The sequence below is a fragment of the Haloarcula sp. JP-L23 genome (assembly GCF_011602445.1).
In the GTDB taxonomy this organism is placed as follows: Archaea; Halobacteriota; Halobacteria; order Halobacteriales; family Haloarculaceae; genus Haloarcula; species Haloarcula pellucida.
Genome location: NZ_CP050014.1, coordinates 2,233,064 through 2,249,699 on the forward strand (window position 1 = coordinate 2,233,064; position 16,636 = coordinate 2,249,699).

Here is a 16,636-nt window from a genome sequence, read left to right on the forward strand (position 1 = left end):
GCCGACAATAATTTTACATATCCGGCCGATTGAATAATTCATCCACATCCGAATTAAGTCATAATCGCCAGACTGCGAGCGGATTTTCCGCCACTTTCGGATGGTGAAACGAGCGCTGTTGTCATACAGAAGTATTAAGTGCGAATCCTCAATAAGAAATGGTGAGGTATTGGTGCAACCATGACTGACGACAACTCTGACAAACGGCTGACAAGGCGTAACGCTCTTCGGATCGCTGGTGCGGCAGGTGCCGCATCGCTCGCTGGCTGTGGTGGTGACGGTGGCGATGGCGGCGACGGCAGCAGCGACGGCAGCGACGGCAGCGGCAGCGGCGACGGTGGGAGCAACACGACCACCGCGACCAGCACTCTCGAAGTCGCTCACTGGTGGGGCGAGGGTGACGGGAACGCGGCCATCAACGCCCTCTTCGAGGGCTTCAAGGAGAAGTACCCGAACGTCTCGACCGACGACAACCTCGTCGCCGGTGGTGCGGGAAGCAACCTCCGGACGAACATCCGGACGCGTATCCAGAACGGCAGCCACCCCAGCACGTGGCAGGCGTGGCCGGGCAAGAACCTCATTCCGTTTACGGACGCGAACCTCCTCGAAGACATCGAGGACTCCGTCTGGAACGAGAACGGCATGAAAGACGCCTACCTGCAGGGCGTCAAGGACGCGGCACAGCCGGCCGGTAACTACGTTACCGTCCCGCTAAACATCCACCGCATCAACAACCTGTTCTACAACGTCAGCGTCGTCGAGGACGCGGGCGTCGACCCGACCTCGCTCGAGACGCCGTCGGACGTGACTGACGCCCTCAAGGCCGTCTCCGACGCCGGCTACACGGGCATGGCGCACCAGACCGGCTCCGCGTGGTCGACGGTCCAGATGTTCGCGACCATCTTCCTCGGCCAGACCGACGCCGAGACGTACAACGCGACCTGGGTCGAGGGCAACATCGAGGCCAACCGCGACGCTATCGCGTCCGCGCTCGATGTCGTCCGAGAATACAGCGAGTTCTACCCGAGCGACTCCGGTTCCATCTCGTGGACCGAGGCGAACTCCGGCGTCATCAACGGGGAGACCGGCTTCCTCCACCAGGGTGACTGGGCGGCAGGGACCTACGTCGGCACGGACGGCTTCAAGTACAAGGAAGACTGGGACTACGTCCCGTTCCCGGGTACGTCCGGTAACTACATGCTGAACATGGACTCGTTCCCGTACCCGACCGCCAACCCGTCGCCCGAAGCGACGACGAAGTGGTGTCGGTACTGTGGTACCACCGAGGGACAGGAGCTGTTCAACCCCAAGAAAGGGTCCATCCCGCCGCGCACCGACGCGAGCACCGAGCCGTTCTCGGCGTTCTCACAGGACCAGATCGAGGACTTCAGCGACTCCGACGCGCAGCCGCCGTCCCTGCAGCACGGCCTGGCTGTCAAGCCCTCGGTCAAGACCGGTGTCTCGTCGGCGTTCAGCTCGTTCATCACTGGCTCCGCAAACGACAAAGTCATCAGCCAGCTCAAGGACGCCTACAGCAACCTGTAAGGCCGTCTCGAACTACGATTCTTTCGGCGCGGTTGGATAGCATGGGCATACGCTATCCTGTGGGGGCTTCAGACGGTACAGGTCTGGAAGTACCCAGATAGCATCGAAAGATTACATACGGCAGTAACTCAATGGGGAAGTAAGCGATGGCAGGTCTGACACTCGACAACGTAACGAAAATATTCGACGACGACGGTGAGGAGATAGTCGCCGTCGACGATGTCTCCATCGACATCGACGACGGCGAGTTTCTCGTATTGGTCGGCCCGTCCGGCTGTGGGAAGTCCACGACGCTCCGGATGATCGCGGGTCTCGAAGAGATTTCAGAGGGCGAAATCCGTCTCGGTGAGACGGTGATGAACGACATCCCACCGACCAAACGGGACGTGGCGATGGTATTCCAGTCCTACGCCCTCTATCCGCACATGACCGTGCGGGAGAACATGGCCTTCGGGCTCGAGGAGTCGACGGATATGCCCGACGACGAAATCGACATGCGAGTCGAGGAGGCCGCAGAACTCCTCGGCATTCCCGAGCTTCTGGAGCGGCCGCCGAGTGACCTCTCTGGTGGGCAACAACAGCGCGTCGCGCTCGGGCGTGCTATCGTCCGAGACCCCGAAGTGTTCCTGATGGACGAGCCACTGGCGAACTTAGACGCCAAGCTCCGGGCGGAGATGCGCACCGAACTCCAGCAACTACAGGAGGACCTCGGCGTGACCACGGTGTACGTCACGCACAATCAGGTGGAGGCGATGACGATGTCCGACCGGGTCGCGATCCTCAACGACGGCATCCTCCAGCAGTGTGCGACGCCGCTGGAGTGCTACCATCAGCCGAACAACCTGTTCGTCGCCGGGTTCATCGGCGAACCGTCGATGAACTTCTTCGACGCCGAACGACAGGGTTCGATGCTGGTCACCGACGATTTCGAGTACGAACTCTCGGAGGAGACCATCTCGTCTCTCGGTGGGGAGACGGATCTCGTGTTCGGTATCCGGCCGGAGGACGTCACGCTCAAGTCCGCTGTCGAGTCGAACCACGACTATCGGACCGTGGTCGACGTCGTCGAACCGATGGGTGATGAGAACGTCGTCCACCTCGTCTTCGAAGGGAACGAGGTCAGCGAGGACGACCTCTTTACCGCAGTGCTGGACGGGATGAAAAGCGTCGACGCCAAGCAGAACCTCGTCGCAGAGTTCCCCGAGGAGGCGATTCACCTCTTCGACCGGAAGTCCGGCGAGGCGCTTCGCAACCGCGAACTGGAAGCGGCTGAGTCGCCGCCTGTACGGTAGCGCGGCGATAGCCGAACTTCTTTGTAGTCGTCTAGAGAACGCCGTGATATGTCCAGTGACGACCTGGAGGCGTCACTCGAGCAGGTCATTACACGCTTCAATCTCGGCGAATACGAGATTGCCGCGTATCTGGCCGTCCTCCAACACGGCGAACTGACAGCCTCTGAGATATCGGAGAATACCGATATCCCGCAACCACGAGTGTACGACACCGTCAGGAGTCTGAGCGACGTCGGCCTCGTCGAACTCAAGGAGTCCCGGCCGATGAAGGTCCTCGCCATCGACCCCCGGGAAGCGTTCGGCGACATACAGGACTCTCTCGACGACTTGGTCGACGACCTCTCGACGCGGTACACTGCACCGGCCCGCGAACCGGAAGCCGTCTCTCTCGTGAAGTCCCGTCCCACTATCCTCCGGTACCTAGACGACATCATCGAGACGGCGGAGTACGAACTGACTCTCTCGCTGACACCGTCGCTGTTAGACCGGTTCGAGTCGCAACTGGCCGAGCGACGCGACGCCGGTATCGCCATCGAAATCCTCCTGTCTCCTGCCTCGGCGGCACCGAACCCGGACGAGTTCGACTACAACTCCGTCGCGACGACGGTGAAGGGGCGCCGTGGTATCACGACGCCGGTGGTCGCCGTCGCCGACGGGAACTACTCGATGTACGCCACGCGCGAATCCATCCGCGGTGACACCGACCGCTACGGTGTCATCTTCAACCGCTCGGAACTCGGCTTTCTCGTCTCCGGGTTCCTCAACACGGTCCTCTGGACCACCGCGGAAGTTATCGCCTCCGACGGCATGGAACTGCCGTTCCCCCGCCGGTACGGGACGATTCGGCGGTGTATATCGGACTTGACGGCGCTCGACGGCGAGTTCTACGCCACTATCGAGGGTCGTGACGTGGAGACCGGTGACCACTGGGTCGCCCAGGGCAAGGTCAAGGAAGCCTCGTTCGGTCCCAACCGCGAGATAGCGACGCTGGTCGTCGAAACCGCCGACGGGCTAGTCGACGTCGGTGGGCAGGTGGCCACCTACGAGGACATCGAGGCCTACGAGATACAGATCGGCCGGGACGAACCACCGACTGCCTGACTGGGTCGAAGGACAATGAGTGTCGTGGGCGGTCGCCCACGACGGGACGGCGTCGGGCAGACGGCGTCGAAAGTCGCTTTCCGGCAACACTGACCGGCATTGTCGGTGGTGATGCCGTACGCGACGGCACTGTCAGCAGGGACACAACCCGGACAGACAGCATGTGGTATCCTCGCCACCGAAACAAAAAGATGCGAGTATCTCCGAGCGGAAATTTCCGCCGCGTGGTCAGTGACTCACGTCTCGCGGAAGTTTCCGAGCGTGATGGAAACTGATATGTGTGTTCGATTTCACTAACGGCCCGTAGGAAGTATGGGCACTGACTCTCTCGTTAGCTACGTCGGTTCGTCCTCGGTTCGGTCCGACGTCGTCGACTCGCTCCACGAACAGCCCCGGCCGACGGACGCGCTGTTATCGACGCTGAACGCGAGTGAGTCAGCAGTGTACGATGCACTGTCGAACCTCGAATCCCGGGGGCTGGTGACCGAGACGCCCGACGGGTGGCGGTTGACCGGGTCCGGGCGTCTCGTCGGAGATACGTTGGAACGACAGCGAGCGACAGACAGACTGCTCGCCACGAACCCGTGCTACTGGGAGCGTCACGACACCAGCGTCCTGCCACAGGCGTTTCGGTGTCGCCTCCCCCAGCTCGGTGCCTACGAGGTCATAGAGCGGGCGGAGCACGACCTCAGAGGCCTCGTCCCGTGGGTGGTATCGAAAGTCGACGCTGTCGAGAGCTGTGAGATAATCTCGCCGATGTACCACCGAGAGTATCAGGAGGTGATGCCCGACAACGCCGACTCGCGACTCCTCGTCGGGCAACACGTCGTCGACGACGTACTGCTAGAGATGGACGAGGGTCCGTTCCCGCGAACGTACGACGAGACGCCCGTCCGCGTGTCGTCGGTGCCGTTCGCGCTGGGCGTCTCAGAGGAGTGGGTCATCCTCACGCTCCCGGACCACGACGGACACTGGCCGGACGCGAAGGTGTTCTCGACGGCCGACTCGGCCGTCCAGTGGGGACGGGCGCTGTTCGACGCTGTCTGGAAGGACGGGACGCCGTTACCCGCGTACCTGTCGGACGAGTAGATTTTGGCGAACCTAAAAGCTCAAGAGGGACCAGCAGAGAGTGCTCGGTAATGAGTACACAGCAGGGCGTCACGGCGAGTGCGTCCGAGTACACGTTCGACGATCTGGCGGTCGTGATGGGCACGTACAACGAGGCGGAAGCTATCGGGACGGTGCTCTCGGATATCGACGACGTGACCGACGGTCGGGCGGAAGTCGTCTGCGTCGACGGGTCGAGCGACCGGACGCCAGAGATAGCGCGCGACCACGGGGCGACCGTCATCGAACAGGAACCGCAAGGCTACGGCGTCGCCGTCCGAGAGGCCATCTTGGCACCCGACCGGTCGGTCGTGGTCACGACGGACTGTGACGACACGTACCCGATGGAGCGCCTGCCGGACTTCCTCGCGGAGATAAACGACGGTGCCGACGTGGTCAGCGGTGACCGCCTCTACTACGGCGCCGAGGAGATGCCCGGCGTCAACAAACTCGGCAACGAACTGTTCGCACTGCTCGCGAGCGTCCTCATGAACAAGCGCGTCCACGACACGACGACGGGGATGCGTGCCTACCGGCGCGAGGTCGTCCAGAAGATTCGCTGGACGGAGAACACGGGCCTCTCGGCAGAACTGCTGATGCGGCCGCTGATGCGCGGCTACGACGTTCGGGAACGACCCATCGAGTACGATGAGCGAAAGGGGGAGACGAAACTCGACCCGTTCTCAGGCGGCCTCGAAATCGCCGGGTCCATCGTCCGTGTCGCGCTCGAAGAGCGGTTCCGGTAACGTTACTCGGGCGGCCGGCGGTAACTTCGCGTCCCGCCGGGGTGGCCCTGCGGGTTCTCGATGCCGACGAGTCGCCCGCCCGTCGGCGAACTGTACAGCGCGAACAGGAGGTCGTTGACGAGGTAGTACCGAACTCGCTGGCGCGGGTCGCCGTCGGGGTCCGGCGTCGCTATCCGGACGCCCATCGCACCGAGCGTCTCGTCCTGCGTGGCCGGGTCGAGCGCGACGAACTCGTCGCCTTCCCACTCGCTGGCGTACTCGTCGAGGGCGGCGACGGCGTCGGCCATCGCCGCGGCGCGCGTCGAATCGGCGTTCAGCCGACCCGCGACGTAGGCGTCGACGAAGTCTTCGATGCCCGCTAACTCGCTGGGATAGACGGTCGCGGCGACGGCGTAGACCGTCCGCCGTTCGTGGTCCCCGAACTCGCTCTCCGCGTCGGTACTCCGGTCGCTCCACGACAGTGCGGTAACACCGCCCGCGACGGTGATACCCGCCGCACCGAGGGCTTTCAATGCGTCTCGCCTCGTCAGTTCGTACTCGGTCATGCTGTTGCCTCCAGCGTCACGTTCATCTCGATGCCGTACCGGTGACTGCCGGGCACGTAGGCCGCCTGCCCACCACACCGTCGTTCGGACCAGCACACTTCGAGTCGGGGCGTGAGCGCCTGCACCGTACCGTTGTGCTGGTCGACGGGGAGGACCACCCGATACTTGAACCCCGATCCGGTGCCGTAATCTACGAACGCGACCAGCGTCACGGTGCCGCGCTCGGGCGTCGGGACCGCGACGGTGCCGTTTACGCCCGTGCCGCGAAGGCGCGTGCTGTTGCCGTCGGTCACCAGTCTGAGGTCCAGCGGTTCGGTCCCGCTAATCGTGGTGTAAGCGTTCTGCTCGCCGTTCGTGAGTCGAATCGACGTGAGAAGTGCCTGGTCCGGGACCGTGGCGTCGACCCTCGTCGTCACCGACTCGCCCTCGGCGTGGCGGACGCGTTGGAGCGTCGGTTCGACCGGTTGGCCGAGGTACGGTATCCACTCGCCCCGATAGCCGTAGCGGTAGTACTGCCGGTCCGGATAGCTCTCGACGACGTCGAACTGTCGGTCCTGCATGGCGTAGACGGTGTCGCCGTCGAATCCCGGGTCGTTACGAAGGGGCTGAAACGGGTGGTTCAGCCAGTCGCCGTACGGCGTCGGGAGGAACACGACGCTGTTCGAGAGAGGTCGCTCCTCGAAGGGGTCGTAGGCCTGCTCGTACTGCTGGGTGACGGTGTAGTTGTCCTGTATGGGTTCCCCGAGTGCGAAGGCGGCCGCCCCGCCACCGACCGCCGCACAGACGAGCGTGAGCGCCGCGAGTGCCGGACGGACGCGGTCTTCGGATACGCCTCCTTCGACTGCCGTTCGAATGCGGTCAGCGGTCCACAGGACGCCGACGGCACCGAACGCGACCGTCGGGACGAGCAGGTCGACGTGGTAGTACGGGCCGAGGAAGCGAACGAGACCGTCCGTCGGGTCCGAGAGGGCGCCGAGCATGTTGACCGTCCCCCAGAAGTAGAGGTTCCCGAGCGGCACTGTCAGAAACACGCCGGCGAGCGCCAGCTGCCGGGCGTCGAACCCCCGTCGACGTGCGACAGCGACGCCGATTGCGGCCGCGAGGGTTCCGAGCGGTCCAGCGACGGCCCACTGCGTCGCGAACTTCCAGAGCAGTTCGACGTTGGCCGTAATCGAGAGCGCGGGCGTGAACTCCCGGGAGTAACCCAGAATGGACCGCTCACCGAACCCGAGGCCGTCGTTCGGGGCGAACGCCTGATACGGGAAGACGAGCGGGTCTCCGGTGGTGAGGGTGTTATAGCTCAGCGCTAACAGGACGCCCCCGAGGCCGAACACCGCAGTGAGACCGACGCGTTCGACGACCGTGCGGTCCAGCGACCGGAGCGACCAGAGCGCGTGCAGGATGAACGGCGTCGCGAACAGGACTGCCGTGAACGGTCGGGCGAAGAACGCGATGCCGACGCAGACGCCGGCGAGCGCGCCGGTCCGGCGACTCCCGGTCCGGTCGGCGTAGAGGTAACTCGCGGCGAACCCGAGGTTCCAGAACGTCGTCGGGACGTAGGAGAGAAACACCGAGGCGTCGACGAGGAACAGCGGCGACGCGAGCATGAGGACGCTGGCGACGACGCCCGTCCGCTGGTCGAAGGCCTCGCGGACGGTGTGGTAGGTGCCCGCGAGGACGCCCGTGGCGACGAGTCCGAGCGTGACTCGGTATCCCCCGAGCAGTTTGCCAGCGGCGAACATCGCGGCCGGAACCGGCGTGTACTTCGAGTAGAGGCCGCGCTCGCTCTCGACGAAGAACCACGGGCGGAAGACGCCGTCGACGGGTGGCTGGAGGAACAACCGCCCCTCCAGCAGCATCGCGGCTTGCTGGAGGTACACCGCTTCGTCGTGGTTGCTCGTGTGGTACGGAAAGACGAGGTGCGAGACGGCGAAGACGAGGGCGCCACCCAGCAGGGCGACGACGGCAGCCTGGACCCGTGGCCGCCGCAGACGGTTCATTCCGCGGGGTACCAGGCCAGTTCGTGGTCGGCGGCGAGGTCGACTTCGACTGGCTGGCCGGCCTCGAACGTCTCGACGTGGTTGTGCATACAGTGGACGACGTCGCCACTGTGGAGTTCGACCCGGTAGATGAACGAGGGGCCGTTGTACTGTCGGTGGACGACGTAGCCGTCGGCTTTCGGTTCACTGGTCGGGACCGCCTGTAAGTCGTCCGGGCGGACGAGGACGTCTATCATCGCGCCGTCGTAGGCCTCGATGGGGCCGTTCAGCAGTTCGAGGTCGAACGAGCCCAGTCCGGTCTCCAACTGCTCGTCGGTGACGCGGGCGGAGAGGAAACTCGCCTGTCCGAGGAAACTGGCGACGAAGCGGCTCTCGGGGTTCTCGAACACCTTCGCCGGGTCGCCGACCTGCGCGATGTTGCCGTCGTTCATGATGGCCACCCGGTCGCTGATGGACAGCGCCTCCTCCTGATCGTGGGTCACCGAGATGGCGGTGACGCCCGCCCGCTTCAGAATCTTGCGAACCTCTTCGCGCATCTCGACCCGGAGGCGGACGTCGAGGTTCGAGAAGGGTTCGTCCAGCAGGAGGACGTCCGGTTCGGGGGCCAGCGAGCGCGCGAGTGCGACGCGCTGTTGCTGGCCGCCCGAGAGCTGACTCGGCATCTTGTCGTGGTGGGCTTCGAGGTCCACGAGTTCGAGGAGGTCATCGACCCGCTGGTCGGTGTCGGCGTCGTCCATGTCGGTCAGGCCAAAGGCGATGTTCTCGGCGACCGAGAGGTGCGGAAAGAGGGCGTAGTCCTGAAAGACGATGCCGACGTCGCGTTCCTCCGGCTTGCGGAACGTCCCGTCGGGGTCACCGGCCACCCTCTCGTCGGCGATAGCGATGGTGCCACTCGTCGGTTCCTCAAGACCCGCGATCATCCTGAGCGTGGTCGTCTTCCCACAGCCGGAGGGGCCAAGCAGTGTCAGGAGTTCGCCCTCCTTGACTTCGAGCGAGAGGTCCGAGACGGCCTCCTCCTGTGCGTAGTCTTTACTGACGCCGCTCATCTCTAAGACCGTGTGATCGGGGTCAGATACCGACGTTTCGACCGTTTCGAACTCCGAGAGTTGCTGTGATGTCTGTTGTTTTGCCATGTTACCTTCGCTCCTGTCTGAGGATAATGAGCATCGAGAGTCCCGACACGCCGACCAGAATCAGGGCGGGGACCGCCGCCTGTCCCTGATACGCCGCGCCCCGAACGAGCCAGATGTACGTGACGATAGTCTCGAAGCCCGTGGGGCGTAACATCAGCGTTGCCGGCAATTCCTTCATCGTCGTCAGGAACACCAGCGCCGCGCCGGCCGCGATACCCGGTGCGACCAGTGGCAACACTACTTCGCGAAACGCCGAGAGCGGCGCGTAGCCCAGCGACCGGGCGGCCTCGATGTAGCTCGGGTCGACCTGTAGGATCGACGATTCCGTCGTCCCGACGGCCTGCGGGAGGAACCGGACGACGTACGCGAACACCAGCACGATGACGCTCTGATAGAGAAACGGGACGAACCGGAGCGCGAGGTAGATGAGCGAGAGACCGATGACCACGCCCGGAACGGCATAGCCGACGTAGGATATGCGTTCGGGGAGCGAGGACAGGCCGCTGTCACCGCGAGCAGCGAGGTACGCGATAGGGAGCGCGACCACGACACAGATGGCCGCCGCCGCGGCCGCCAGTCCGACGGAGTTGAGTATCGGAGTCAGGCCGAACGTGAACTGCCCCGGCGCCGTCGACTCGGACCGGAGGAGCCACTGCGTGAGAATCCCGATCGGGAGCGCCAGACAGAGCGTGGCGATGGCCGCACAGAACAGCGTCGCCGGCAGTTTCCAGTAGCCCAACCGGATGGTGCCGGGCCTGCGGTCGCCGCTGCTGACGTAGGCGCCGTCGCGGCCGGCGCTGATGCGCGACTCGACGCCGAGGATGCCCATCGCCATCACGAGCAGCAGTATCGAGAGCACGGCGGCGGAGTCTAGGTTCCGCGCCTGTTGTTCCGTGAATATCATCCGCGTGAACACGTCGTACTGCATGATGGCCGGCGTCCCGAAGTCAGACAGCGTGTACAGCGCCACCAACAGGGCCCCCGCCGCGATACCCGGCGCAATCTGGGGGAACGTGACACGCTTGAACGCCTCCCAGCGCGTGTGGTTCAGCGTCCGGGCCGCCTCGACGACGGTGCCGTCGAACGAGAGCAACGACGCGCGCGTCGTGAGAAACACGTACGGGTACGTAAACAGCGTCAGCACCAGCACCGTCCCGTGGAGCCCGAATATCGGCGGAATCTGCTCGACGCCGAACGGTGCGAGCAGGTCGGCGAGTTCCCCGCGCGGGCCGAACGCCGAGACGAAGGCGAACGCGCCGATGTAACTCGGGACGACCAGCGGGAGCGCCGACGTGACTGTCCAGAACCGCCGGAACGGGAGGTCGGTCTGTACCGTGAGAATCGCCAGCGGGACGCCGACGAGTATCGAGACGCCAGTGACCGCCGTGACGAGTACGAGCGTGTTTATCGTGACGCTACTGGCCGTCTCACCAGTGAGGAGGCCGACGATGCGTGCCGTCGGCATCTCGCTTGCGTGGATAGCGAGCCAGACCAGCGGCGACACCAACAGCAACGAGAGTGCGATAGTGACCACCGTGAGCACCGGCGGGGTCTGTGACGACGCGTCGCTCGCCGTCCCGTTTGCCTGCTCCCGTAGTTGCTCGAAGCGGTCACTCGCGCCCATGTTAGAGGACGCCGGCGTCCCGCATCAGGTCGACGGTGCCCGAGACGTCGGCCAGTTCCGTGAGGTCGATGTCCGGCGGATTCAGCTCGTCGATTCGCGGGAGATCGCCGACCGGGGCGACGCCGGGTATCATCGGATAGGCGAACGTCCGGGTGGCGAAGAACTCCTGTGCCTCCGCGGAGAGGACGTGCCTGACGAAGTTCGCGGCCAGTTCGCTGTTGTCCGTCCCTTGTACGATCTCGAGGCCGGAGACGTTGACGAGTGCGCCCGCGTCGCCCTCGGTGAACGCCAGCGCGATGGGGGCGTCGGGACGGCCCGACTGTACGCGAAGCGCGTAGTAGTGGTTGGCAAAGCCGGCCCCGATGGTGCCGTCGGCCACGGTGTTCGAGACGACGAACTCGTTGTTGTACTCCGTGATGCCGTGGTCGAGCATCGCCTGCAGCCACGTCCTCGTCTCGTCGTCGCCACGGAGGAGACGCATCGCGGTGACGAACGACTGGAACGCGCTGTAGGTCGGTGCCCAGCCCACCGTCCCCTGTAACGCCGCCGTCTCGGGGAACTGCTGGACCGTCGACGGAATCTCCGACGCCGAGAACTGGTCCGTGTTGTACGGAATCGAGCGGGCGCGGCCGGCGATACCGACCCAGCGGCCCTGCCCGTCCTGGAAGTCGTCCGGGACGGCAGAGAGCGCCTCCTCCGGTAGGGGCGCGGTCGCACCGGCGTTCGCAACCGCGCCGAGCGACCCGGCGTCGACGGCCATGAACACGTCGGCCTGCGTCGCGTCTGCCTCGTACTCCTCGATGATAGTGTTCGCGAGGTCGCTGGAGGGTTCGAGGCGGTGGCTCGCCGAGAAGTTCTCGTACTTTCGTTCCAGCAGTTCGATGAGGTCGAGATAGAGGCCGCCTTCGCCGCCGCCGAGGTACAGGGTCAGTTCGCCCTCCAGGTCCGGAAGGTCCTCGATAGAAGTCCCACTTGGCGACTCCCGCTGTTCGACCAACGGGCCGGAGCCGCGGAAGTCGGCCAGTGAGACGGCACCACTCGAACTTCCGCCGTCGTTGTTGAGAACACCGGAACAGCCAGTGAGCGCAGTGGCAAGCGACGCGCCACCGAGCGCGAGGAATCGCCGCCGAGACGCGGGGGCGACAGCCCGGCCGGACGCGTCGTCGTGAGAGTCAGTCATCGTTGTCAATATTGTTTTAGGTTTGCCTAAATAGTTGCGTTTCTAGTCGTCCGCCGTCGCCGGGACACGGCCCGCCTCGTTGGCCGCCAGTTCGTCGAGGCAGTCCAGCCAGTCGAGCATGAACTCCCCACAGTAGTTAAGGAAGGCACCGTTTTCCCAGTCACTGAAATCTCCCTCTGTGAGTCGTTCGCCCATCGCCTCGAACACGTCGGCGTAGGAGTCGGCGTCGTCGCCGACGGCGTCTATCTCCTCGTAGACGTGTTCGTTGAGTTCGAGGCCGTGGACCTCGTTGGTAAGGTCCGAGAACGTCGAGCGCGGGGCCTTGTTGTGCTCACAGAGCGGGTCGCCGTTGTAAATCTGCTTGCCGAGGACGTCACAGGCCCGCTTGAGGAACAGGCCCGACCAGATGTCGTCGAAGCGGCCGACGTCCCACTCGTTGTCGTCCATCGGCAACTGGTAGAACGCCGGGACGACCTCCCGGCGGAAGGCGAGGTTCATCGAACAGACCGTGAGGTAGTTCCCTTCGGCGGCGACGAAGTCCTCGCCGAAGTCCGTCTCGTCGGTTCGGGTCTGGGCCTGCCCCTGCAGGTCGCCGTCCATCAGGATGCGGACGGCGTCGAGGTCGGGGACGTTCGTCCAGAGGCCCTGCGAGGCGACCACGTCGTCGACGTACGTGGTCGCCGTCTCGACCGTCTCGTCCATCGCCGCGTAGGGGTACCCGCGGGGGTACAGGCCGTGGTCGTCCTCGTTCTGGTAGAGGACGTTCACCCAGTCCTCGTCGGAACTGACGGTCTCGATCTCGCCCTCGAAAGCGAGGTTCGCCATGTGCCTCCCGAAGAAGTCGACGTCCTCGTGGGGGAGCGTGTCGTCGTCGATGAACACGCCGTACTCGAAGTCGTTGGCCCAGAGGTACAGGAGGCCGAACGATGTCTGTGCGTGACTGGCCTCGGGAATGAGGTGGTCGTACTCGGCTATGCCCTGTTGGTCGAACCACTCGGCACGGGCCTCGCCGTCGAAGACGGCACCGGAGACGCCCGCATCGGAGAGCATCTCCGCCATCGCGTCGGTGTCACAGAAGTCCTCGGTGACCAGAACGACGAACAGCCTGTTCAGATCGAAGCCGTGTTCTCGGGCGTTTTCGAAGTACTGGCGCATACACTCGTGGTTGCGTATCGTCGGCACCACGACACAGATGTCCTCGCTCATCGTGCCCGAACATCTTTAGGCCGCCCTAAAGAGCGTGTCGTTATCGTTTAGACGGAGGAGCCACCGGCTTCACGATTTGGTTCCTTCGTGAGTCTGTAACTCCAGCATCACGATGGTACTGTCACCCAAGGTGATTATATTCACGCGACGACGATTAAAGGCGTCTAAGGCGAACTATTATTTGGCTGTGCTTTGCCCTCCTAGTCGAGAGATGAGTGCATCAAGCAACGGGGGTCACATCGAAGAACCATGAACCTCGATAACCAGACCTGCGTGGTTACAGGGTCATCACGAGGCATCGGACGTGGCATCGCGAAGGACCTCGGCAGAAACGGGGCCAACGTCGTCGTCAACTACCGGTCTTCCGAGGCGGAAGCGCGGGCCGTCGTCGAGAGCATCCGAGAGGAGGGCGGCGAAGCCATCGCCGCACAGGCAGACGTCGCCAAATCTACCGAAGTGCAGGCCATGCGAGAGAAGGTGGTCGACGAGTACGGACCGGCCGACGTCCTCGTCAACAACGCGGGCATCACCATCGATAAGAAGTTCGAGAACATGACCCGCGAGGACTGGGATACGGTCATCGACGTCAACCTCGGCGGGGTGTTCAACTGTACCGACGCGTTCTACGACGACATCAAACAGGCCGAACACGGCCGTCTCATCAACATCTCTAGCGTCGTCGGTCAGCAGGGTAACATCGGGCAAGCCAACTACGCGACGACGAAATCAGGCCTGTTCGGTTTCACGCGGACGCTCGCTCTCGAACTCGCACACACCGGGGCGACGGCCAACTGCGTCGCACCGGGATTCGTCGAGACGGACATGCTAGAGGAAGTGCCAGAGCGTGTACAGGAGAAGATCCTCCGCGAGATTCCGCTCGACCGCTTTGCCACTGTCGAAGACATCGCGGGCATCGTGCGGTTCGTCGCCAGCGAGGAGTCCAGTTACATGACCGGACAGGTACTCGGCGTCAACGGCGGGATGGAGTGGTAACATGAGCAAACAGGAAGACCCGGACGCAGACGAGAGCGAATCGGCCAGCGACCCAGTCGAGGAACTGCGCGAGAAGCGCCGGCAGGCCGAACTCGGCGGCGGCGAGGCGCGCATCGAGGCCCAACACGAGAAGGGGAAGATGACCGCCCGCGAGCGTATCGACTTCCTCGTCGACGAGGGGACGTTCAACGAGGTCGACCCGTTCGTCGAACACCGCTCGACGAACTTCGGGATGGAGGAGAAGCGCTACGCCGGCGACGCCGTCGTCACCGGCTACGGCGAAGTCGACGGACGGAAGGTGTTCCTCTTCGCGCACGACTTCACCGTCCTCGGTGGCTCAGTCGGCGAAGTCGTCGCCGATAAGATATGCAAGGTGATGGACAAGGCCATCGAGAACGGCGTCCCCGTCATCGGCCTGAACGACTCCGGTGGCGCACGCATTCAGGAGGGCGTCGACTCGCTGGTCGGGTTCGCGAAGATTTTCGAGCGCAACACGAAGGCGAGCGGCCTCATTCCACAGATTTCGGCCATCATGGGGCCGTGTGCCGGCGGTGCGACGTACTCCCCGGCGCTGACGGACTTTACCTTCATGGTGCAGGACACCAGCCACATGTTCATCACCGGGCCGGACGTCATCGAGACGGTTACCGGAGAGCAGGTGTCCAAAGAGGAACTGGGCGGGGCCAGTTCCCACTCGACGAAGTCCGGCGTCGCCCACTTCTCCTATCCGTCCGAGGAGGAGGTACTAGAGAACATCCGCCGACTCCTCTCCTATCTCCCACAGAACAACATGGAGGACCCGCCGCGGGTCAAGCCGTGGGACGAACCGGACCGCGAAGTGCCGGAAATAACCGACATCGTCCCCTCGGCGCCGCGCAAGCCCTACGACATGAGTCAGGTCCTCGGGCGCATCGTCGACGAGGAGTCGCTGTTCGAGGTCCACGGTAACTGGGCGCGCAACGTCATCACCGGGTTCGCTCGGATGGACGGCCAGTCGGTCGGCGTCGTCGCGAACCAGCCACGAGTGAGCGCCGGAACGCTGGACATCGACGCCGCCGAGAAGGCCGCTCGCTTCGTCCGGTTCTGTGACTCGTTCAACATCCCTATCCTCACCTTCGTCGACGTCCCCGGGTTCATGCCCGGCACCGACCAAGAGCACAACGGCATCATTCGACGGGGGGCGAAACTCATCTACGCCTACGCCGAAGCGACGGTCCCACTCCTCTCGGTGGTCGTCCGCAAAGCCTACGGTGGCGCCTACATCGTGATGTCCTCGAAGTTCCTCGGCAGCGACGTCAACTACGCGTGGCCGGGGTCGGAGATGGCCGTTCTCGGCCCGCGCGGGGCTGTCAACATTCTCTACCGCAAGGAGATAGCCAACGCCGACGACCCCGACGCCAAACGGCAGGCGCTGATGGACGACTTCCGCGAGGAGTTCGCCCACCCCTACGGCCCGGCCAAGCGCGGCTACCTCGACGACGTCATCGAACCGAAGGACACGCGCAAGCGCCTCATCGACGACCTCGACCTCCTCCAGCGCAAGCGTGAAGACACCCCGCCGAAAGACCACGGTAACATCCCACTCTGATGTCGTCGCTCGAACAACCCGAAGCGGCCGAGCAATCCGTCGACGAGGCCCCCGAGGAGGTGACAGTCGGCGTCGAGGGCGGCGAAGTGGCTGTCTCGATACCCGACGACGCGACGGCATCGGAGGCTGCGGCCATCACCGCCGCCGTCGGCGCCCACGTCACCGACCGGCAGCGCGCGGCCGCCGCGGCGGCCGCCAGTAGCCAGACCGTCGAGTACGTCGACGACTGGAAACTGGCCGGCCGACTGGAGCGCTTCGGAAAACGGCGTCGCCCCGAGAACGTCGAACGGGGCGACGAGTGGAAAGCAGCGGCGCGAGCGCGGTACTGATTACTCGAACTGTTCTAACACTTCGAGGTCACGGGCCGTCTTCATGAACTCCGCGAGGCGCCGTTCGTGGCCGCAGTCTTTGCACGCGAACGTCGTATCGGGGCTGGAGAGGTCGGTGACGTTCGCTTCCCAGTTCTCCTCGCAGTCGGGACACTGCAGTTGGACCCATGCCTCCTGCATAGGGTAATCTGGACAGGGCGCAGTGATATACTTTGTGCGGGTTGGCACCAGCTGACAACGTACTCCG

General features: G+C 64.0%; 15 protein-coding genes. 8 read left to right on the plus strand and 7 right to left on the minus strand.

Going from position 1 to position 16,636, the window contains the following annotated elements:
* Positions 1-180: 180 nt before the first annotated feature.
* From G9465_RS11395 to G9465_RS11415, 5 genes are all read left to right on the plus strand, one after another.
* Positions 181-1,545 carry an ABC transporter substrate-binding protein gene (locus tag G9465_RS11395; protein ID WP_166970036.1) on the plus strand — a complete coding sequence of 455 codons (1,365 nt, stop codon included), beginning with the start codon at positions 181-183 and terminating at the stop codon, positions 1,543-1,545.
* A 146-nt stretch (positions 1,546-1,691) separates the two neighbouring features.
* Positions 1,692-2,837, plus strand: coding sequence for an ABC transporter ATP-binding protein (locus G9465_RS11400; protein WP_166970038.1), 1,146 nt, complete (start codon positions 1,692-1,694; stop codon positions 2,835-2,837).
* 48 nt (positions 2,838-2,885) lie between these two features.
* Complete coding sequence (gene trmB, locus G9465_RS11405; RefSeq protein WP_166970040.1) at positions 2,886-3,938, plus strand: HTH-type sugar sensing transcriptional regulator TrmB; 1,053 nt, start codon at positions 2,886-2,888, stop codon at positions 3,936-3,938.
* 312 nt (positions 3,939-4,250) lie between these two features.
* Positions 4,251-5,027, plus strand: coding sequence for a winged helix-turn-helix domain-containing protein (locus tag G9465_RS11410; RefSeq protein WP_166970042.1), 777 nt, complete (start codon positions 4,251-4,253; stop codon positions 5,025-5,027).
* Positions 5,028-5,077: 50 nt separating this feature from the next.
* Positions 5,078-5,791 (plus strand): dolichyl-phosphate hexose transferase, encoded by a 714-nt coding sequence (locus G9465_RS11415; RefSeq protein WP_166970044.1) that lies wholly within the window; start codon positions 5,078-5,080, stop codon positions 5,789-5,791.
* 2 nt (positions 5,792-5,793) lie between these two features.
* Here the strand turns inward: G9465_RS11415 and G9465_RS11420 are convergent, their stop codons facing one another.
* Genes G9465_RS11420 through G9465_RS11445 form a run of 6 tightly spaced genes read right to left on the minus strand, consistent with a single transcriptional unit; the run spans position 5,794 to position 13,479 of the window.
* Complete coding sequence (locus G9465_RS11420) at positions 5,794-6,336, minus strand: gluconate 2-dehydrogenase subunit 3 family protein (RefSeq protein WP_166970046.1); 543 nt, start codon at positions 6,334-6,336, stop codon at positions 5,794-5,796.
* On the minus strand, positions 6,333-8,336 hold the full coding sequence (locus G9465_RS11425) for a glycosyltransferase family 39 protein (RefSeq protein WP_166970048.1): 2,004 nt from the start codon (positions 8,334-8,336) through the stop codon (positions 6,333-6,335). The genes G9465_RS11420 and G9465_RS11425 overlap by 4 nt, the downstream gene beginning before the upstream one ends.
* On the minus strand, positions 8,333-9,469 hold the full coding sequence (locus G9465_RS11430; RefSeq protein WP_166970050.1) for an ABC transporter ATP-binding protein: 1,137 nt from the start codon (positions 9,467-9,469) through the stop codon (positions 8,333-8,335). The genes G9465_RS11425 and G9465_RS11430 overlap by 4 nt, the downstream gene beginning before the upstream one ends.
* Before the next feature lies 1 nt (position 9,470).
* Positions 9,471-11,093: an iron ABC transporter permease gene (locus tag G9465_RS11435; protein ID WP_166970052.1), complete on the minus strand. Its 1,623-nt coding sequence runs from the start codon at positions 11,091-11,093 to the stop codon at positions 9,471-9,473.
* 1 nt (position 11,094) lies between these two features.
* A complete protein-coding gene (locus G9465_RS11440; RefSeq protein ID WP_166970054.1) occupies positions 11,095-12,273 on the minus strand; it encodes an extracellular solute-binding protein in 1,179 nt (392 codons plus the stop codon).
* A gap of 42 nt (positions 12,274-12,315) precedes the next feature.
* On the minus strand, positions 12,316-13,479 hold the full coding sequence (locus G9465_RS11445) for an alpha-1 4-glucan-protein synthase (protein ID WP_166970056.1): 1,164 nt from the start codon (positions 13,477-13,479) through the stop codon (positions 12,316-12,318).
* 249 nt (positions 13,480-13,728) lie between these two features.
* Here G9465_RS11445 and G9465_RS11450 point away from each other — a divergent pair, with 249 nt between their 5' ends.
* From G9465_RS11450 to G9465_RS11460, 3 genes are read left to right on the plus strand one after another with little or no spacing between them, the layout of a single operon-like run.
* A complete protein-coding gene (locus G9465_RS11450) occupies positions 13,729-14,472 on the plus strand; it encodes a beta-ketoacyl-ACP reductase (RefSeq protein ID WP_166970058.1) in 744 nt (247 codons plus the stop codon).
* Position 14,473: 1 nt separating this feature from the next.
* On the plus strand, positions 14,474-16,060 hold the full coding sequence (locus G9465_RS11455) for an acyl-CoA carboxylase subunit beta (protein ID WP_166970060.1): 1,587 nt from the start codon (positions 14,474-14,476) through the stop codon (positions 16,058-16,060).
* On the plus strand, positions 16,060-16,389 hold the full coding sequence (locus G9465_RS11460; protein ID WP_166970062.1) for a hypothetical protein: 330 nt from the start codon (positions 16,060-16,062) through the stop codon (positions 16,387-16,389). Before G9465_RS11455 ends, G9465_RS11460 begins: the two co-directional genes overlap by 1 nt.
* On the opposite strand, the gene G9465_RS11465 is transcribed toward G9465_RS11460, so the two are convergent.
* Positions 16,390-16,569: a hypothetical protein gene (locus tag G9465_RS11465; RefSeq protein WP_166970064.1), complete on the minus strand. Its 180-nt coding sequence runs from the start codon at positions 16,567-16,569 to the stop codon at positions 16,390-16,392. It abuts the gene before it with no gap.
* Between the last annotated feature and the right edge of the window lie 67 nt (positions 16,570-16,636).